General features: G+C 39.8%; 18 protein-coding genes and 4 pseudogenes. 11 read left to right on the top strand and 11 right to left on the bottom strand.

The window, feature by feature from the left end; translation table 11 throughout:
* Positions 1-263: 263 nt before the first annotated feature.
* Positions 264-784: pseudogene (locus CEQ48_RS20615) on the top strand (thermostable direct hemolysin-family toxin).
* A 35-nt stretch (positions 785-819) separates the two neighbouring features.
* Here CEQ48_RS20615 and CEQ48_RS09990 read toward each other — a convergent pair.
* Positions 820-1,590: an alpha/beta fold hydrolase gene (locus CEQ48_RS09990; RefSeq protein ID WP_000609378.1), complete on the bottom strand. Its 771-nt coding sequence runs from the start codon at positions 1,588-1,590 to the stop codon at positions 820-822.
* A 523-nt stretch (positions 1,591-2,113) separates the two neighbouring features.
* Here CEQ48_RS09990 and CEQ48_RS09985 point away from each other — a divergent pair.
* From CEQ48_RS09985 to CEQ48_RS09960, 5 genes and pseudogenes are all read left to right on the top strand, one after another.
* Complete coding sequence (locus CEQ48_RS09985) at positions 2,114-2,455, top strand: hypothetical protein (RefSeq protein WP_089071140.1); 342 nt, start codon at positions 2,114-2,116, stop codon at positions 2,453-2,455.
* Between the two features lie 58 nt (positions 2,456-2,513).
* Positions 2,514-3,296 carry a hypothetical protein gene (locus CEQ48_RS09980; RefSeq protein ID WP_089071139.1) on the top strand — a complete coding sequence of 261 codons (783 nt, stop codon included), beginning with the start codon at positions 2,514-2,516 and terminating at the stop codon, positions 3,294-3,296.
* 28 nt (positions 3,297-3,324) lie between these two features.
* Complete coding sequence (locus CEQ48_RS09975) at positions 3,325-3,717, top strand: hypothetical protein (protein ID WP_089071138.1); 393 nt, start codon at positions 3,325-3,327, stop codon at positions 3,715-3,717.
* 833 nt (positions 3,718-4,550) lie between these two features.
* Positions 4,551-4,937, top strand: coding sequence for a hypothetical protein (locus CEQ48_RS09965; RefSeq protein WP_089071136.1), 387 nt, complete (start codon positions 4,551-4,553; stop codon positions 4,935-4,937).
* A 396-nt stretch (positions 4,938-5,333) separates the two neighbouring features.
* A pseudogene (locus tag CEQ48_RS09960) lies at positions 5,334-6,009 on the top strand (sialidase family protein); the annotation flags it as partial.
* 147 nt (positions 6,010-6,156) lie between these two features.
* Here the strand turns inward: CEQ48_RS09960 and CEQ48_RS09955 are convergent.
* The gene (locus CEQ48_RS09955) at positions 6,157-6,333 is read right to left on the bottom strand and encodes an AlpA family transcriptional regulator (protein ID WP_001211490.1); all 177 of its coding nucleotides are present in this window, start codon (positions 6,331-6,333) and stop codon (positions 6,157-6,159) included.
* A 143-nt stretch (positions 6,334-6,476) separates the two neighbouring features.
* On the opposite strand from CEQ48_RS09955, the pseudogene CEQ48_RS09950 reads away from it, so the two are divergent.
* Positions 6,477-6,674: pseudogene (locus tag CEQ48_RS09950) on the top strand (hypothetical protein); the annotation flags it as partial.
* 195 nt (positions 6,675-6,869) lie between these two features.
* Here CEQ48_RS09950 and CEQ48_RS09945 read toward each other — a convergent pair.
* The 6 genes from CEQ48_RS09945 to siaP form a co-directional block, all read right to left on the bottom strand.
* Positions 6,870-7,937 carry a YjhT family mutarotase gene (locus CEQ48_RS09945; protein ID WP_089071133.1) on the bottom strand — a complete coding sequence of 356 codons (1,068 nt, stop codon included), beginning with the start codon at positions 7,935-7,937 and terminating at the stop codon, positions 6,870-6,872.
* A 181-nt stretch (positions 7,938-8,118) separates the two neighbouring features.
* A complete protein-coding gene (locus CEQ48_RS09940) occupies positions 8,119-8,955 on the bottom strand; it encodes a MurR/RpiR family transcriptional regulator (RefSeq protein ID WP_089071132.1) in 837 nt (278 codons plus the stop codon).
* A gap of 129 nt (positions 8,956-9,084) precedes the next feature.
* Complete coding sequence (locus CEQ48_RS09935) at positions 9,085-9,981, bottom strand: dihydrodipicolinate synthase family protein (RefSeq protein ID WP_089071131.1); 897 nt, start codon at positions 9,979-9,981, stop codon at positions 9,085-9,087.
* 38 nt (positions 9,982-10,019) lie between these two features.
* Entirely contained in the window at positions 10,020-11,303 is a 1,284-nt protein-coding gene (gene siaM, locus CEQ48_RS09930; RefSeq protein WP_089072366.1) for a sialic acid TRAP transporter large permease SiaM, read from the bottom strand.
* Between the two features lie 8 nt (positions 11,304-11,311).
* The gene (locus tag CEQ48_RS09925) at positions 11,312-11,833 is read right to left on the bottom strand and encodes a TRAP transporter small permease (RefSeq protein ID WP_089071130.1); all 522 of its coding nucleotides are present in this window, start codon (positions 11,831-11,833) and stop codon (positions 11,312-11,314) included.
* A gap of 49 nt (positions 11,834-11,882) precedes the next feature.
* Complete coding sequence (gene siaP, locus CEQ48_RS09920) at positions 11,883-12,848, bottom strand: sialic acid TRAP transporter solute-binding subunit SiaP (RefSeq protein WP_089071129.1); 966 nt, start codon at positions 12,846-12,848, stop codon at positions 11,883-11,885.
* Positions 12,849-13,061: 213 nt separating this feature from the next.
* Between siaP and CEQ48_RS09910 the strand changes: the two genes are divergently transcribed.
* The 4 genes and pseudogenes from CEQ48_RS09910 (at position 13,062) to CEQ48_RS09895 (ending at position 15,435) form a co-directional block, all read left to right on the top strand.
* On the top strand, positions 13,062-13,784 hold the full coding sequence (locus CEQ48_RS09910) for a putative N-acetylmannosamine-6-phosphate 2-epimerase (RefSeq protein WP_089071128.1): 723 nt from the start codon (positions 13,062-13,064) through the stop codon (positions 13,782-13,784).
* The gene (locus CEQ48_RS09905) at positions 13,772-14,635 is read left to right on the top strand and encodes an N-acetylmannosamine kinase (RefSeq protein ID WP_089071127.1); all 864 of its coding nucleotides are present in this window, start codon (positions 13,772-13,774) and stop codon (positions 14,633-14,635) included. Before CEQ48_RS09910 ends, CEQ48_RS09905 begins: the two co-directional genes overlap by 13 nt.
* 3 nt (positions 14,636-14,638) lie before the next feature.
* Positions 14,639-15,025, top strand: a pseudogene (locus CEQ48_RS09900) (N-acetylglucosamine-6-phosphate deacetylase); the annotation flags it as partial.
* A 206-nt stretch (positions 15,026-15,231) separates the two neighbouring features.
* Positions 15,232-15,435, top strand: coding sequence for a DUF2986 domain-containing protein (locus CEQ48_RS09895; protein ID WP_089071126.1), 204 nt, complete (start codon positions 15,232-15,234; stop codon positions 15,433-15,435).
* On the opposite strand, the gene CEQ48_RS09890 is transcribed toward CEQ48_RS09895, so the two are convergent.
* The 3 genes from CEQ48_RS09890 to CEQ48_RS09880 form a co-directional block, all read right to left on the bottom strand.
* On the bottom strand, positions 15,427-15,900 hold the full coding sequence (locus CEQ48_RS09890) for a LabA-like NYN domain-containing protein (protein WP_089071125.1): 474 nt from the start codon (positions 15,898-15,900) through the stop codon (positions 15,427-15,429). The genes CEQ48_RS09895 and CEQ48_RS09890 overlap by 9 nt on opposite strands.
* A 111-nt stretch (positions 15,901-16,011) precedes the next feature.
* The gene (locus tag CEQ48_RS09885; RefSeq protein ID WP_089071124.1) at positions 16,012-16,227 is read right to left on the bottom strand and encodes a VF530 family protein; all 216 of its coding nucleotides are present in this window, start codon (positions 16,225-16,227) and stop codon (positions 16,012-16,014) included.
* 96 nt (positions 16,228-16,323) lie between these two features.
* A complete protein-coding gene (locus CEQ48_RS09880) occupies positions 16,324-18,087 on the bottom strand; it encodes a sigma-54-dependent Fis family transcriptional regulator (RefSeq protein ID WP_198301254.1) in 1,764 nt (587 codons plus the stop codon).
* Positions 18,088-18,285 lie beyond the last annotated feature (198 nt).

Here is an 18,285-nt window from a genome sequence, read left to right as displayed (position 1 = left end):
TAACATGACAAAATATAAAAAAACTATAAGAGCAACACACTAGGGCACAAAGTATGACTAAGATCCTAAGCGAATCTATAACAAAACATTTCAGAAAAATTCACCCACGAAAGCTGTAAAATACAGTTAACATGAGAGCTAACAATTTACTTAAATAGGAGAAATAGAACAAGGTGATATCTAAGATAAAACGAACCCCCTATATAAACAATCAAAATCATATAAGTTAATAGGCTATTATTTATGATTAAAAAACTTTTTTAATTTCTGCTGCTCTTTCCTTCCATGCGCATGCTATTGAGCTCCCTTCTATTCCTTTTCCTTCTCCTGGAAGTGACGAAATTATTTTTGTAGTACGTAATACAACAAGTGACGTTGAAGTTTATACAAAAGACTATTGGAGCTATCGTGATATTAAAAGACTACCAAGTAGAGAAGTGAATAAGCAAGCTATATTCTCCACCTCTGGATATAAATGGATGACAGCTTTCATTACAGTTTCTATCAATGGGAATCCGTATACTATGGCTACACTTTCTGGATATAGAGATGGATATGCAACAACTTACTCAAAAGTCTCTGCAGGTACATTAAAACATGATTATTCAGTGTTGAAAGCTTTGTGGGTGAGGATGAAAGTAATATTATCCCTCATATTAGGATGGTTGATGAAACTCCAGATTATTTTGTTACAACTGAAGCCTATGAAAGTGGTAACGGTCATGTGATTACTATGTGTATCGCAAATAATAAAACACTATCTCAGTGCCTTGAGCAAAGTTAAAAATAAGAGCCCTATAGGGCTCTTAAATCTGTAAATTATTTAAAGAATAAATCTATTTCTGCATTAACTATCTCATGATGAGTTATATTGATAGCATGTCTTCCATCAATAATTAGCCTTAGTTTTGAATTTATTAGCTCCTTATGCATTTTTCTCGCTGAACTAACTGGAATTCCTTGATCTTTATCTCCATGTAAAATTAACACAGGGCATTTGATATTTTTAAGTTGTGATATAAAATCATCACGAGAGATCATAGATTTCATCGCTGATGATAATATTCTATCATCATAACCTATCCATAACTCTTCCCAATATTCGCTTTCTTTTGAACATTTACCGAAAAAACTTTCCTTTAAGGAGGATATAATATTTTCTCTTAATGAAAAATCCCCCCAATTATTAACAAGGGTAAGATATTGCTCAATGGTTTCTGGATTATCTTTATCAGCTTGTGTAGATATAAACACAGCCTTTAGTATCCTGTGTTTATCCTCTACACAAAGCCTTTGAGCAACATATCCCCCCATAGACATCCCGACAACACAGTAGCTTTCAACTTGCAATGTATTGAGCAGGTTTATTATATCATCAACCCATTCATTGAATCTATTTTGTTCAACTTTTGGTGCGGACTTTCCAAAACATTTAAAATCGGGCGCAATTATCCTGAAACTCTCAGAAAAATACTCAATCTGGTGATGGAACATCTGATGATTCATAAAAAAACCGTGTAAAAATAAAATTACCGGCTTTCCCATAAAATTGCCAGGATCACTATCATAGTAGTAAATATTATTAATCATTCTATCTCTCTTAGGCTGGGGACTTAGCTAACCCCACTCCTGGGTTTGGATATGGTTTATTCTCTTTATTATAACTAGAATAAGAGTTCAATGGCTTATATGACTCTTGTATCTAACTTCAAGGAATTTCCAATATCTGTAAATTTATCTAGACCGGATAACGATGCGGTTTCTTAGGTAGCAGTGGAGGCGTCATAGCACTATTGTTACTGACACTCTGATATCTAATTTATACAAACTACCATCTAAACGTTCATTTAAACTCACGCTGTCAGTAGCAGCTGCTTGATGAGATAAAACATTCATGGTTACTCCAATATCTATCAGTTATCAAAAGCCATATACATGCTATAGCTTTGCGATTATCTAGTCAGCCTCAAGAAAAATTCAACACTCCCTCCCACCTTTAATCTATGAAAAATCATGAAATCCCACACCGCAAATTGTAATAATTATTCGTTTGGCGACTTTTTAATTTCATCTGTACTCTATCAGAGTCAGACTATAAAGGAATCAGCTAGAGATGAATAAAATAGCGTTTATGTTTCACAATTTCAAAGCAAAGCACTGCATGTCTGCGACCTCTGCATTAAAAGTAGGGGATAGAGAACTTGCAAAATTTATTGTTAATATAAAGAATTCCCGCGATAGAGCAAAAATAAGTAGGATAGAGAGCTCTCCAATCCCTTACGTATGTAATGAGCAATTTGCCAACGATGTACAAGAGATGTTCCTAAAAACCGAGCGCATTTACGAAAAGATAAGAACAAGAAATAAGTTATTAATAGAAATTTATAATAGAGAGCTCTCAGAGCAAAAAATGACGGATAATAGATCTGCTCAAACTGTTTCTTTTTCTATATAGTGATCTTTTAAATATTATTATTCACATGCCACCTCTAATTATTATTGAGGTGGCATTAATGAACTATGAGTTTAAATTTATGCTAGGAATATCGAAAGTACAATCAGCATTTTATATACAGCATAATAGTGAAGTAACGCAAAAACCAACAATTAAACTTGACATAAGAAGAATATTTAATCTTAGAGGCGAGTCATCTAAAAAAGCACCCAACTTTCTGACAAAATTATTCAATAATAATCACCGATATACTTCATTTATCGACAATATAAAAATTGCATTTGGTCAGAAAAACTCTTTGTTTTCAGGCAATCTAGAGAAGGATGTTCTAAGAGCCGATTATTCTATCAGTTTAAAAGATAGAACATTGATTAATGCTCAAATAAAAAAATCACTTAATGAATATGGGATGGAAAGACAAAAGGAAAAAATAATCAGAGACTTACGTTCATGTTTGTCTGAAGAACAATTTAATGTACTATCTTCCATTGCATGTCAGAACCTCATCACTTTTATTCTTAACTACAATAGTTTTATACAGCATAATAAAAACATATTTATTTCAGACTCAAACATACCAGATCTTTCAAGTGCTGAACTGGCTGGAAAATTTATCAGCGAATCACAGAAATTTATCATTAATATAGATGAAAAAAATAACATACGCTATGAGTGTTCATTTAACACAAATAATGTTGACATAGATTATATAAAAGAGCTCAGTTCACAACTAGGACTAAAAAATGTCATAGGAATTAACTGTAAAATAGTAATAATCATTGATAATGATTGTAATATCAATATTAATGATATTATTTTCAAAAAGTACAAAATCATTTAGAACCTCAAAAAACCCAATTGGAGATAGCATGATTAGTAGAAGCTTTTCAATGCCCGATATTCAAAAAATCCCAACTATACCAACGCTTTCTCATTCATTAAGCTCACCCAATATATTAATGGTAAAGTGTGTAGAAAAACATAGTACTCCTATTACCCATTTACCAAATTTTGATGAAATTGATGGTTTCAAATTAAAAGGATTCAAAATTAAAATACATACACCTCTTTTAAGTGCAGGCTTAGGATATAAGAAAGATGGAAAAGAAAGGAATGTAAATATTGAAGCTAATTTTGCCGGTTTTGGTGCGGAATTAGAGGTCGATCTAGAAAAATCCGATAAGATCACCGTTTCTTCATCTAAGAATGATCATCCTAGACCAAAACTTATCCGTCAGAAGTGTATCGATCATTCAAAATAATCAAAAAACAGCCAACATAAGTTGGCTGTTTTTTGATCGCATTTAATAATCTATCTTTCAATAGGAGCAATACATGATGAATAAGCAAATTCGTCACCTTGTGAGATCAGAAAGATCTACCAACATGCATATTTACTAGTCCTTGTTGCGTAATAGTGAATTCACGAAGAATCGGAGCCAAAATTCAGAACAAAATTATTCGATGATTCCAGCTATCTACCAAGCGATAAGGCATTAATGGGCATGTTACCGCTTGAGGAATCACAGATGAAGTAGATTATTCTTTTACGCAACAAAGCTTATCTTGATTAGCAATACTTTCCTTATTGCTATTAAGATTTTCATTAAAACCAGACTTACATCCTATTAGGAGGACACTAGTTACTAATGCAGTAGCTAATAATTGAAAAAATTTTTAAGTCTCATATTACCCTCTTAAAGTTCTTATTAAAAATCAGAGAGCTCTCTCTCACCCTATGGTAAATAAAAAATACACAATATTAAAACCAAGTCTGCACAGCCGATAAAGCGCTGATTTTAGAGTAAATTATTTACAAATCTCATCATGACAACACAGCAGGAAAACTCTGTGCAGCCTTTTTTCATTCCACATTTGTCTTTAGCAAACCAATTATTATCACAAAATAAAATACCCCAAACGGATTTAATTTTCGTAATGTTTTTTCATAAATTATCAAGTTTAATCATAAATCGCACATTGTAATTTTAATTACAGATTCCATTTAATATACACATCAACATCTCAATAAATTTAGATTATAGAGTTATTAAATATTAAATTAATTAAAGAATAATTTCGAGGTTATACATCTATGATCAGTAGAATTTTATCTATATTACTCACTACTAAATTAAATATTTTAACTATTGTTATTTTATCATGTACACCATCTGTTCTACATGCTAACCAAATATTCAGTAGAGGTATAACTAATGCATATAGTCTTGTTGAGAAAAATAGTTTCTCTAACCGTGCTGAGGTTATATTGTTTGGTAAGATATCATGGGATAAAAAAAGCGATCATTATGTACTTATTGACGAAACAGGTTTAGTTTATCTTTCTCCAAAAGATGAGAGTGAATTAAAAAATCTGTCAAAGTCTGGAAATAAAGTCAAAATAATAGGAATTGTAAACAAAAAATCAAAAGCTATGAGCCTTGAGATATTGGATTTACAGAAAATAAACCAAAATATATGAATTAATTTTTAGCCGCCTCATATAATTTATTTTACAATTTTTATATAATGGTGAATTTATTTATCTATTTAGAGACGTCAAATTATATTTATAAATAACATCAGAACAGTAGGTAGTTATGTTAGGTGTAGCAGGACTTCATTATGAAATCGATGAAACTCAGTCTTGATTCTACGATCTGATCTGTTATATTAACTTTCACTCGAATATCACTCTTAATATTCACAACAAAATAACTAAGTTATAATATCATAGCAAAACCTTAATGGGCCTTGGCTCATTTATCTTCTAGATTAATGAATAACCGCTAAGTGCCCAATTGTCTCCCAAACTACCTGTAAGAATAACTTATAGTTTATTTAAGAATTAATTTATTATTAACGATAAGCATGTTGTCATGGCATAACCCTTACTCGACAACAAAATATCAGTGGCAGCCAAAACGGCAGCTTGATCGTTTCTTCTTGAACGTCATGTCTATTTACAGTGATGATGGCGGTTCAAACTGGCAAGCCGCTTCAACACTCCCTATCCCCTTTCGCTGGAAGAGTTCGAGTATCCTAGAACTCTCGAACCTAGTGAAGCTGATATGATTGAACTCCAAAACGGTGATCTACTCCTTACTGCACGCCTTGATTTTAACCAAATCGTTAATGGTGTGAACTATAGCCCACGCCAGCAATTTTTGAGTAAAGATGGTGGAATCACGTGGAGCCTACTTGAGGCTAACAACGCTAACGTCTTTAGCAATATCAGTACTGGTACCGTTGATGCTTCTATTACTCGGTTCGAGCAAAGTGACGGTAGCCATTTCTTACTCTTTACTAACCCACAAGGAAGCCCTGCTGGGACCAATGGCATGCAAAATCTAGGCTTATGGTTTAGCTTCGATGAAGAGGTGACATGGAAAGGACCAATTCAACTTGTTAATGGTGCATCGGTATATTCTGATATTTATCAATTGGATTCGGAAAATGCGATTGTCATTGTTGAAACGGATAATTCAAATATGCGAATTCTTCGTCTGCCTATCACATTGCTAAAACAGAAGCTGACCTTATCGCAAAACTAAGAGCAGCTTAACGTGTTAAAGCTGATAGCACATCAAATGATGCTATCAGCTTATTTCTCGTCAACCGTTTCAAACCAGAACTCACATTGACAAATCAGGCACCTTACACTCTCAGCTATAGTACATGACGCATGTATAATCACGCCATCATCGCTGTTTAAGACAAAAGTCCATCCACTCATCCACTTCGCTTTCCACCCAGGCAATAGCTCTTTCTCCCAAGCTCACCGACTGTGGAAACTCGCCATCATTCATCTTGCGGTAAATTGCTGAACGGCTTAGTGCGGTCTTTTCCATTACTTCTTTTAGTTTCAGAAATCTCATGGGATGTTCTCCTATGCCTTGTTGTCCCATGGGATGAACTGACTCTGTAAAAAATAGTTAAATCAGTCCCTTACCTATATTCAAAGCCAATTTAGATATATGTCATCACTGTGAACCTTCCCACTATTGTTAAGGAGCAGGCTATGACTCATTTACCTCGCCACCGCTATCTACTCTCGCAACGAGCTTATGAGCATCGAGTACTGGAAGAAGCAGCAGAGATCCTTGAACAGCGTTATGTGCGCGGTGAAACCTTTGCACGTACGGAAAACACCACGGAATACTTGCGCTGTAAACTTGCTGGATATGAGCACGAAATGTTTGCCGTACTGTTTTTGGATCTGGGCTTTCAAACACCTGAGGAATGTTTTGTTGGATATTATCGCTGATCGTTGCACTTCAAACTTGATACTAAGAAAATCATTTAAGAAAGCTCTCATCAACGCCCTTACCTTGGGGATTGATGAGAACACAACAATTTCAACACTTTTGATACATTCACCTAGCTAACGAAAATATATATTTTTATGTAAAAATCAATCTATTAATAATGATAAACATGTTGTTATTGCGTCACCATTAGAGTTCTCTCCCCCTAATACATACATAGCTTTTCCGTTTGAAGCGGAAACACCATAGGCAATACCTGCGTCTAATTGGCCTTTATTCTCCCAGGATGTACCATCAAAAACCCAAATATGTGAACTAAAGTGTTTGATGAGGCCATTATGGGCATATAAATTTCCTTTTATAGAGGTGTTTTGACTACCAATAAAATATGCACCTCCAATAACAATTATATTATTGTCAATTTCACCGAAAAAATGCCCTGCTAGCCCCTCATGGCTTTTACTTATATCAACAATAGATGCACAACTCTCAGAATATTCCAGTTTTCCTTCTTTAAAAAAGTAGCGCTTAGTCTCCAAACTTCTCAGACCAGGCTTCACTTCCCCTTCAATCAAAGTTACAACGTTGTTTTTATGAATTATTCCAGAACCACAATTAGGCTTAAATTGGTTTTCACCAAGAACTGACCAGTGTTCATTGCATGGTGTAAATGACCAAATATTTCTATTCCAATTATAGTTATCTATTGGTTGAGACATAAATTTCGTCATAAGATCTTTATGCTTATGAGGATCATTTTTTACATCAATCATTGACAAATCAGAAAGGAAATTATTAAAAGTATCCTTATCATACCCTCCGAAAAAAATGATCTCCGTCGGTGATAGACTACAACAAGATGCACCAAGAAAGCCGGTAGGAAGTGTTCTCTCTAATCGTGTCCATTGATTGATTTGACTATCAAATATATAACCATCCATTAAAACTGTTGGAAAGCTGTTATTGCCCTCTATCCCTGCACCTGAAAAAACATAAAGCTTGTTACCACAGACTGTATAGGCAGCATCATTTCGAGCAATTCCAGGAAAATCAGCAGAAGACTTCCAACCACTATTCATATCTTTTAGGTCTAAAACAAAAAAAGCATTTCCAGAACTACCAAGCCCTGCATATAACTTGTGACCTATAATTCCACCCACTCCGTGTTTAATTCCTATTGGAAGTTCAGGTAGCAATTTAAGTGAGATATCCATAATATTTCCCTTAATTAATCTATCACTTCAACAAAAGAGCATTCCAAACCAGAATATAAACCTTATACCTTATTTCTGAAGATTAATTTCTTAATTGGATATGAAATAAAAAGTATCTTCACAACGTGTACTAAAAAAAACTATCGATGTATTGATGGGTTTAATACATCGTTAGTAACCGCTAGCTATCCATTAAAGGTAAAACCACTTCCGCAGTACCAAATACAGATACCGAGTATTCAGGATAAACATCTAATAGTGTGTTAATCAAAACATCAACAAGCAACAATGCACCAACTTTAGAAGAAAAAGCACCACCAGTGAGAGGGCCTTCAGGCCTTGCAGCCACTAACATTTCATCAGAAATAGACGAAAGTGGGCTATGGCTAATATTCGTAAGAGATACAACTGGCACACCGCGTTGATGAGCCTGGGTGGCCGCATGAACCACCTCTTTTGTAGAACCTGAGCTCGATATTGCAAACCACACATCACCAGAAACACTTCGGCCAGCACTCATCGCGGCTAAATGGGTGTCCTCATACATGATGGCTTTTTTCCCGATTCGCACCAATCGATAAGCTAAATAACGACCGACGATACTGGATGCCCCAACCCCAACACACCCAATGAATTGAGCGTTATGGACTAATTCACATATGCGGTTTAGTGAAGCTCTATCTATGAGTTTCGCAGTATCCATTAAGCTATCTACAGCACTTTGCGCAGAGATTTCGCAAATATCGCCATCCATTTTGGGCTGAGATTGGTTTGCAGACTGACTCAGATCTACAGCCAATGCCATTCTAAAATCCGAATATCCTTTGTAGCCCAAATCACGGCATAGCCTGACTACAGTGGCTTCGCTTGTTTTTGTATTAAACGCTAGATCGGTGATCGTCTGATACTGAACTTCATGTGCATTTTCGAGCACATAATCAGCAACAACTCTGAGTTTTTTGCTCAAAGGTTCGGTATTCGAACGCAATCGAACCATCAGATTTTTAGGCAAATTCACTTGGAGCCCTTAATATTCTTTTGACTACCATAAAAGTACCAAAGACCTAGATCTATTAATACATCATCATGATAATTTGTTCTTAAATCTTCTTTTAGGGAGGATAATTATTCCTCCCTAAGCTTCTATTTAGTACGAGAGAAAACCTGCATCACGCATTTTCGCAAGAACATCCGCTTTCTGCTTGTCATTCAATGAACGAATAGGCAAGCGAGGATTACCAGCGTCAATACCATGTAATTGCATCGCAACTTTACCAGCCGCAACACCACCGTATTCAACTAATACTCGAATAATCGCAATCACTTTATCCATCAACGCTGCGACTTGATCGTGTTTGCCGTGGTTAAATGCTTCAATAATTTTCAAATATAAAGGAGCTGCATAGTTATAAGTGCTACCAACTGCGCCTACTGCACCGACGGCTAAACCAGCAGGTAAAAACTCATCCACACCAAATGGAATATCAAATTTTCCATTCGATACTCGTACGCAACGCTGGTATTCATACAAATCAGCATTATTGAATTTTGCGCCATAAAGGTTAGGAATGCGCTGTTCACCTTTAATCAAAAACTGCTCTAAATCCAGATTCACACCCGACATTCCTGAGTGGTAGTAATAGAAACCTTTTGAAGGAGCAGCGGCAGCAACTTGGGCACAATACTCAACTAAATCATCCACACTTCCCGGTTTAAAAAAGCATGGGCCAATAGCGGAGGTAGCAAAGATATCTAGTGTTTCGGCGTGCTCTGTCAAATTGATGGTATCAACAATACTTAAAGCGCCTGTATGTAAAATAACATCTAACTTCCCATCAACGGCTTTCACCCAACGTTCTGCAATGGCTTTTCTTTCTTCGACAGAGCAATGGATCCCCTCACCTGTCGTTCCGCAGACATAAGCACCTTTCACTCCTTGTTCAATCAGAAGCTCAGCAATTTGGTCAATCGCCGCAAAATTAACCTTGTTATCTTTTGTGAAAGGCGTATGTGGCGCAGCAATCAAACCTGTTAATTTTTTCATTTTGTTTACCTTTAAATTCTATAAATTCGCTAGTTCAACTACTGTCCGTATCCTAGGAATAATTCCGGTAGTAGCAGAGTAAATTGAGGAAATACAGCAACCAGAGCCAATACGATGAATAGCGGCACTAGTAGTGGTAAAACACCACGCGTAAGCGTATGGAACGGAATATCTCCGACTCGAGAAACCACGTATAAAGCCATTCCCATTGGTGGGGTAAGAATGCCGATCATTAGGTTAAGTATCGCCATGACACCGAAGTGAACAGGATCGATACCCACCGCTGAAGCCACTGGCACCAAGAATGGAACAAGCAGTAACAACAAGGCCAATGACTCAATAAACGTACCCAAGAAGAGGAGCAACAAATTGATCAACAGAAGCAATACAAGTGGGTTATCACTGATTGTTAAGAAATAATCAGCCAACATCTGTGGTAACTGTTCACGAGCCACAATCCACCCAAAAACAGTCACACCCATAACCATCAGAGCAACAACGGCTGTGGTATTGACCGTTTCTTTCAGAATTTCGATGAAACCATGTAACGTGAGCGTGTTATAAACAACCGTACCTAAAAATAGTGCGTAGAGAGATGAAACAGCAGCGGCTTCTGTTGGCGTAAATTTACCAGAGAAGATCCCACCAATGATAATGACTGGCGTCAGCAGCGATAAAAACGCTTCTTTAAGTGATTTAAATTGTTCACGTCGGCTCGCTTTAGGCAATGTCATATATCCGCGCTTTTTGCAGATGAAATAACTCATCACCATCAAGGCGATACAACACAATAAACCAGGTATCGCGCCCGCTAAAAATAGTGCGCCAATAGAGGTATTGGAAACCACACCGTATATCACTAACGGTACTGATGGCGGTACTAGAGGACCAATGATACAAGACGCCGCTGTGAGCCCACCTGCGAAATCATCGTGATACTTCGCATCACGCATGGATTTAATTTCAAGCTGACCTAATCCGCCCGCATCCGCCAATGCTGAGCCAGACATTCCAGAGAACAACAAGCTAGCCATGATATTTACGTGACCCAAGCTGCCGGTAATATGACCAACAAGAGATTTCGCGAAGTTGAAGATTCTTTCTGTAATACCGGCACTATTCATTAGATGGCCAGTTAACACAAAAAATGGAACAGCCAGCAGTGTGAAGTTGTCGATCCCCCCCAGCATTTGCTGAGCGGCAAAATTAATCCCTGTGCTATTGGTTAAAATGAGAAACGCTAATGCCACAAAAATAAGTGAGAAACCAACGGGCATACCAGCAAATAACAGCCCCAACCAACCAAAAATTGAACCCACCATAGCGCTCATTACCTCTCTGTCACTTGCGAATCAGTCATCGGAGCGGATGCATTAACACCCAATAATTGCTTCGAAAGGCTGACGATTTTTTCGAGTTGTCTAAACACCATAAACAAGCCACCAACAGGCAAACTGTAATTCATCCAACTACTTGAAATTCCTAATGTGATCAATTCAAAGAACGCATTGCGTTGGGCATGTTGATAACCAAGCACAATGATTGCACCAATAGAAATCAGCACGGCAATCTCTAACGATATGACTAACGACAAGCGCGCTTTTTCGGGAAGTTTGTCGGAGAAAAAGGTGATATTGACGTGGGAACCTCGCTTAATGGCGATGGCGCATCCGACCAAACACATATACATGAAGAGCAATCTGGCAAGTTCCTCACTCCATAAAGAAGGATCATTGAGAAGCCAACGAGTGCCAATTTGCCAAGTTAAAACAACAAGCAAGGCCGCCATTAAAGGGACGCTAATAATTTCTTCTATATTATCAATTATCTTACGTAACATCTTAAGCTCCATAGCTGGCCAAACTGGCCAGCTAATCTAATGAGACAGAGAATCCTACCCTTTACATTGCTGCCAACTTCGACACAATCGGCTGACCGATGTTATTGTCAAACTCCTTGTAAAGTGGTTGCATAGCTTCTCGAAATGGCTCGAGATCTGGATAAGTCACGTTGATGCCTTCACTCTTGAAGAAGGACACCAATTCTTCCTCTTGGGTTTTAACAGTCTGTGTATGAGCTTCTCCAACTTTCTGCACGGCTTTCTGAATAATGTCTTTATCCTTATCAGATAGCTTCTGCCACGTAGATTCAGAAATGATCACCATTTGATCGTTAACGATATGATGTGTCATCGCTAAGTTCTTTTGCACTTCATAGAACTTCATTGTTTTGATTGTTGGTAGCGGGTTTTCTTGCCCATCTACGGCATTGGTCTGCAGCGCTAAATAAACTTCAGAGAATGACATCGGGGTTGGTGAGGCACCAGACAGCTTTGCATAATTGAGGTTTTGCTTAGCATTAGGGACTCGAAGTTTTAACCCTTTAAAATCTTCAATCGAATTGAGGGGACGGTTTGAAGTGGTTTCACGGGTACCGTTATACCAAGTGTCCAAGGCACGCCAGTTGAACTTCTGGAGCATTTCATCACGAACACCTTGACCAAAGTCAGATTCAAACATGCGGCGTAAATGGCCAAAATCTTTCGCAACATAAGGTAGCATGACCGCTTCTGCTCGCGGGATCCAAAGCCCCATGCGACCAAACTCAGCATAAGTTATATCGAGATCCCCCAGCGTCAATTGCTGAAGCATGGCACGATCATCACCAAGCTGGGCGCTTGGATACAAAGCAAGTTTAAGCTCGCCTTGGCTCACTTCTTCTAACTTATCAGCAAGCATCTTTGCAGAGTTATACTCCACAGACCCCACAGAGGCTTGCATACCCATCTTTAAAGTCGTCGCCGCGTTTACAGAAGCAACGATACTCAAACTAAGTAATCCGATAGTAATCTTGTTAATGGTTTTCATATTTTTCCCTTTGTTCTGTCCTGTTACACCTTGTCTCACCATTTTCAAAAAAAACTTTTATTTCGTTTGAAAAAAATCTTCGTTATGAATTATCATTGTGGTGGAGATTATTTTCAAATCACCTTTTCCCAAAGTGTGATGACGAACAAAATTTGGTTACCAGAGCCCTTTTGTGCATCAAGCAAAAAATCAAAAACGTTTTAGAAAAGAAAAATGAGGCCCATCGTGAGAAAGAATTTTTTGAATATCGAAGAGTTAAAGCGATTTTTAAACGGCCAAACTGTCGTTTCCATACAACCTGTAACAGGTAGCCCACTCGATAAAACCGATTTTATTGTGGCAATGGCGATCGCCGTAGAACAAGCGGGTGCAAAAGCGCTTCGCATTGAAGGTGTAAATAACGTAGCTGCTGTATCCGCCGCAGTAACAATTCCGATTATAGGTATCGTTAAGCGTGACTTGCCTGATAGCCCAGTTCGAATCACTCCTTTTGTTTCAGATGTGGATGGCTTAGCAAATGCTGGCGCAACGGTCATTGCTTTTGATGCCACCGATAGAACACGTCCTGAAAGCCGGGAGCGTATTGCGCAAGCAATCAAAAACACGGGATGTTTTGCGATGGCCGATTGCTCCACATTCGAGGATGGATTATGGGCTAATGCACAAGGTGTCGAAATTGTTGGCTCAACACTGTCAGGTTATGTCGATGATATTGAACCCACAGTTCCAGATTTCCAACTTGTGAAAGCGTTTTCTGAAGCTGGCTTTTTTACCATGGCGGAAGGTCGATACAATACGCCTGAGTTAGCAGCGAAAGCGATTGAGTCTGGTGCGGTTGCCGTAACAGTTGGTTCTGCATTGACTCGATTAGAAGTGGTTACCCAATGGTTCAATAACGCAACCCAAGCTGCGGGAGAAAGGAAATGCGCACACTAGCCATCGATATCGGCGGGACAAAAATAGCATTAGCGATTGTAGAAGAAGGTACGATCATACAGCGTTACCAGATGGCAACGCCTGTGGTGCAAGACGCCACCAAGTTTGTTCAAGCGATCCTCGAAAAGGTCACTGAATGGCTTCCTTCTATCGATTATGTAGGCGTATCAACGACGGGTTATGTAACGCCAGAAGGCATCACATCGATAAATCCTGAGACTCTTAAATTCCCAGTACCTTTTCCATTAGCTCAAACACTAGAGCAACTCACACATAAACCGGTATCAATTCTTAATGATGCGCAAGCCGCAGCGTGGTTTGAATTTGTGCAGTTAAAAAACCCTCGCTTAAATATGGCTTTTATTACGGTTTCCACTGGTGTGGGTGGTGGAATCATCATTGACGGCAAGCTGCACAAAGGAAATAGCGGTTTAGCGGGACACATAGGTCACATGTCGGTAGCTAATGAAGGCCCATTATGCGGATGTGGTCAGAGAGGTTGTGTTGAATCCGTGGCTTCAGGTAATGCGATTCAAAAAGAAAGCGAAGCCATTTTTATCGAGAAAATGAGCAATGTTGAGTTATTTCAGCAAGCAGCGTTCAACCCAAAAGCAGAAGTGATCATCAATCGAAGTGTGCAAGCAGTAGCCACATTGTGCTGCAATCTTAAAGCATGCTTAGATCTGGATATCATTGTCTTAGGCGGTGGTATAGGCCTAGCGGAAGGCTACCTTGAACGCCTCAACAAAGCTATTCAATCTAGACCATCTGTATTTCACGTTCCTGTTACTCCTGCTCATGGCGATTATGATGCTTGCCTACTCGGGGCTGCATTTCAGTTTAAGGAGTAAACAATGACATTAAAGGCAATTTCAGCTACACGGCTTTTTGATGGAGTTCAGTATCACGAGAATGCAGCAATGATTTGGGAAGGTGCACGCATTCATTTTATTGTTCTTATTGAGCCTCTGACAGAAGATATTGATTCGATCTGCAGAACACACAGAATTCACGAAACTGCCTATCGACGCCCAACTTTAATCATTGCGACACCCGAACAACTTTCACAACTCCACTGGTCAACTAAAAGTAAAACCCTTGTAACACTTGCGGCAGAGAATATCTCCTTAGGCTCACTAAAGTGGTTGAAAGATCATCATGTTGTTCTCTCGTGTGCCCACAGTTATGTCACTACAGTTCAATTAACCGCTGAGAAGTTAGCGCTCGTTGGCGCAGCAACGGAATATCATGAATTTGAATTGGTATTGCATCCAAGAAATAACCCATCCGCTAACTTTTATTTTGATAATAAACTCATCTGTGACAACATTATGCCGTCACCACCCGTCTAACCATCACAAAGGATCAGATCGCAACTTGGAAAAGATTCAACAGATTTAGACAACAACGTGGCAACACCTAATCATCCTGTTTCGAGCACAACCCGATGAACCGTAAAAAGAAAATTAATCAAACATTGCAAAAACGCCTTAAAAAACAACATGCGAAATTGCACCCTAGCAACAAGCCTCGTTATATTTCTAAAGCAGATCGGGCTAAATTAGCCGCAGAACAAGAAACGAACACCGATCTCGATCTCAGCAATTCAAACACTGATACACCCTCGCAGAACGATGGCGTATTACAGTAATAGGCTGTGCTCAATCGGATGAAATTGACTGGCAACATCGATTAAATGTTGCGCAGTCAGTTTCGGCACGCCATACACTTCCACCTTAACCTGAAAACGTTGCGCAATTCTGGTCACCAAAGGCTCAAAATCACCATCACCAGAAACGAGCACTACAGTGTCTACCTCTTGAGCTAATTCATAGCCATCAAGGGCAATGCCGACGTCCCAATCCCCTTTCGCGCTACCATCACTGCGCTGGATAAAGGGTTTTAGCATCACTTCAAAGCCAATCCCTCGTAAAATATGATGAAATTGCCTCTGCTGCGGATCTTTACTGGCAATCGCATAGGCATTGGCTTTCACTACAGTGCGATTTTGCGTCACTTGCGACCAAAACTGATTGTAATCAAAGTGCCGACCATAGCGCTCGCGGCAGGTGTAATACACGTTTTGTACATCAACCAAAATGGCAATTTTTTCCATTGCTTCCTACTTAATTATTATTGACTCAAGGCTCAACGCCGAACCTATTCTACACCCTTAATTAGCCTCCCATTAAATTCATCTATATTGAGCGCCTCGAAAGCGTAGGGATTAGCTAAAGGTGGAGATATACAGTGCCTCAACCTTATCGCGCGCCCATTGAGTTTTGCGCAAAAACTTGAGCGACGATTTAATCGATGGGTCGCTTGCAAAGCAGTTGATGTTGATGCGCTGATGTAACCCACTCCAGCCATAATGCTCCACCAAGCGAGTAACGATTTTTTCTAGGCTTAGGCCATGCAGCGGGTTATTAACTTGTTGGTTCATTAGAGGGTTCTCTGTGAAAATCCGCCTTTCATCAGGCAGAAAATGGGAATAGGCGACTAAGCTGCGCCCACCCTTGGTAACGTGAAGCTGCCAATCTTACTTCAGTATCCCCAACGCTTTCAATTTTCGATAGATGGTATTTCTGCTCAACCCGAGCAAACGCGAGGTTTGGCTAATGTTGCCTTGCGTTGCTTGGTAGGTTTTGAGTAAGGATGCTTCTACCGTGGATTTGATGTCTTTCTGTTGATCATCCTCCGCAGCGATAGGCATCGACGCGTGGCTGAGTTTTTGGGCAAGATGTGTCGGCAGATGATTGAAAGTGAGTATCCCCTCGCCTTCAGCCATCAAACTCGCGACTTTGATTAAGCTATCCAGCTCGCGTAAATTACCCGGCCAGTGATAAGCGAGTAGCCTTTGCATTAAGTCACCACAAATTTGTTGGCTAGGATCACTGTAGCGGTGATGAATATGGTGGATCAGGGCTTGTCTATCTTTACGCTGCTGGAAGCTGGGCAGCTCGACAACCAAATCACTGAGTCGGTAGTAAAGATCTTGGCGAAACAGCCCTTGTGTGACCAACTGTTCAAGGTTTTTGTGAGTCGCAGCGATAATCTGAATGTCGACTTTGGTGGCGTGATTAGAACCCACCGGCAGCACGGTTTTGTCTTGCAACACATGCAGTAAGCGACTTTGTGCATCTAGGGGTAAATCAGCGATTTCATCCAGAAACAGAATTCCTTTGTCGGCTAAACGCACTTTCCCTTGGTAACCTTTATGACTGGCTCCGGTAAAGGCGCCAGCGACATAACCAAACAGCTCGGCCTCCACCAACTCTTTTGCCAGCGCACCACAATTTACCGCGACTAAAGGGCCGTTTTTACGCTGGCTATTTTTGTGCAGCGCTTTAACAAATTCATTTTTACCCACCCCAGTTTGGCCAAGGATCAGCAAGCGGATATCTTTATCAATTACACGATTAGCCTGTTGCCAGCAGCGCTCCACCTCCGCATCCCCAAAATGCAGATCACTTGCGGGGGTTAACGAACGGGTACGATGTCGTTTGGAGTGGAGCGGTGTGGTGGTATAGATAAATGATGCATGCGTCTGTGGCCGTGGCAACACCTGCTCCACCGATTGACCAATCACTGTGCCTTGCGCTAATAACTGACCTGCGACTTGGTTATGCGCCAATATTTGGCCCGATTCATCCGCAATAATTACGCCTTGCCAGCCACTGCTCAGTAACGAGGGTTCACAAGCGAGATCGATTCGTACATGGCCATGTGGTATCTGGTTAAGGAGCTGATTTTCAACCAGTTGTACCATGTTTTGTACCACAACTTGGGTTGAAAGAGTGTGTTTCTGCTGCTCGCTGGTGATGTCTAACACCCCAATCAGCTGGCCGGCATAATCAAAAATCGGGCTCGCGGAACAACTGATAAAGTGATGATGCTGAATAAAGTGCTGCTCACCAATCACCGAAATGGGTTTTTGCTCAATCAAAGCCGTGCCAATAGCGTTGGTACCTTTGATCGGCTCTTGCCAACATGCGCCGGAGCTTAGCGCGATTTGGCTCAGTTTTTCACGAAATCTCGCTTGCCCCCAACTGCCGATGATCACACCGTGTTGGTCGGTCAAAATTAAACGGCTGTCACTGTGTGCAAACAGTTGGTAGAACAGCGGTAGTGCAAATCGGCTGACCGTATCAATCAGCCCCGCGAGCTCTTGGCGACGCTCCTTAAGTTTGTTGTCACTCAAACGAATATCTTGCGCACGACTCTGCTGGGTCAACCCCGCCTGTTCACTACGCTGCCAAGAGTTCACCAGCCAATTAACATGGCTAAGCTGTTGAAGTTGCATCACTGTTCCATTTCCTCACACTCTGGGTGTGTCATGTTGTAACACTTGAACACTCGTACACATCATCTCATCGAGTACGGTAACCTTGTCTGTTACTTGCGATCCTTTTGTTAACCATAGCGTTACACAAGATTAACAACAAGTTCATTTATGTTGGCCTGTGATTTGCGTTATAGCGTTGGAATACCCGAACCGCTT

The organism is Vibrio tarriae, from assembly GCF_002216685.1.
GTDB classification, from domain to species: domain Bacteria; phylum Pseudomonadota; class Gammaproteobacteria; order Enterobacterales; family Vibrionaceae; genus Vibrio; species Vibrio tarriae.
Note: the sequence above shows the minus strand (reverse complement) of the source record. Positions and strands in the feature narration are given on the sequence as shown.

What these genes read in the sequence shown, in the direction of transcription:
- CEQ48_RS09990 (WP_000609378.1), bottom strand. Translation starts at nt 1,590, where the DNA reads ATGATTAATAATATTTACTACTATGATAGTGATCCTGGCAATTTTATG.
- CEQ48_RS09985 (WP_089071140.1), top strand. Translation starts at nt 2,114, where the DNA reads ATGAATAAAATAGCGTTTATGTTTCACAATTTCAAAGCAAAGCACTGC.
- CEQ48_RS09980 (WP_089071139.1), top strand. Translation starts at nt 2,514, where the DNA reads ATGAACTATGAGTTTAAATTTATGCTAGGAATATCGAAAGTACAATCA.
- CEQ48_RS09975 (WP_089071138.1), top strand. Translation starts at nt 3,325, where the DNA reads ATGATTAGTAGAAGCTTTTCAATGCCCGATATTCAAAAAATCCCAACT.
- CEQ48_RS09965 (WP_089071136.1), top strand. Translation starts at nt 4,551, where the DNA reads ATGATCAGTAGAATTTTATCTATATTACTCACTACTAAATTAAATATT.
- CEQ48_RS09955 (WP_001211490.1), bottom strand. Translation starts at nt 6,333, where the DNA reads ATGAGATTTCTGAAACTAAAAGAAGTAATGGAAAAGACCGCACTAAGC.
- CEQ48_RS09945 (WP_089071133.1), bottom strand. Translation starts at nt 7,937, where the DNA reads ATGGATATCTCACTTAAATTGCTACCTGAACTTCCAATAGGAATTAAA.
- CEQ48_RS09935 (WP_089071131.1), bottom strand. Translation starts at nt 9,981, where the DNA reads ATGAAAAAATTAACAGGTTTGATTGCTGCGCCACATACGCCTTTCACA.
- siaM (WP_089072366.1), bottom strand. Translation starts at nt 11,303, where the DNA reads ATGGTGGGTTCAATTTTTGGTTGGTTGGGGCTGTTATTTGCTGGTATG.
- CEQ48_RS09925 (WP_089071130.1), bottom strand. Translation starts at nt 11,833, where the DNA reads ATGGAGCTTAAGATGTTACGTAAGATAATTGATAATATAGAAGAAATT.
- siaP (WP_089071129.1), bottom strand. Translation starts at nt 12,848, where the DNA reads ATGAAAACCATTAACAAGATTACTATCGGATTACTTAGTTTGAGTATC.
- CEQ48_RS09910 (WP_089071128.1), top strand. Translation starts at nt 13,062, where the DNA reads ATGAGGCCCATCGTGAGAAAGAATTTTTTGAATATCGAAGAGTTAAAG.
- CEQ48_RS09905 (WP_089071127.1), top strand. Translation starts at nt 13,772, where the DNA reads ATGCGCACACTAGCCATCGATATCGGCGGGACAAAAATAGCATTAGCG.
- CEQ48_RS09895 (WP_089071126.1), top strand. Translation starts at nt 15,232, where the DNA reads ATGAACCGTAAAAAGAAAATTAATCAAACATTGCAAAAACGCCTTAAA.
- CEQ48_RS09890 (WP_089071125.1), bottom strand. Translation starts at nt 15,900, where the DNA reads ATGGAAAAAATTGCCATTTTGGTTGATGTACAAAACGTGTATTACACC.
- CEQ48_RS09885 (WP_089071124.1), bottom strand. Translation starts at nt 16,227, where the DNA reads ATGAACCAACAAGTTAATAACCCGCTGCATGGCCTAAGCCTAGAAAAA.
- CEQ48_RS09880 (WP_198301254.1), bottom strand. Translation starts at nt 18,087, where the DNA reads ATGCAACTTCAACAGCTTAGCCATGTTAATTGGCTGGTGAACTCTTGG.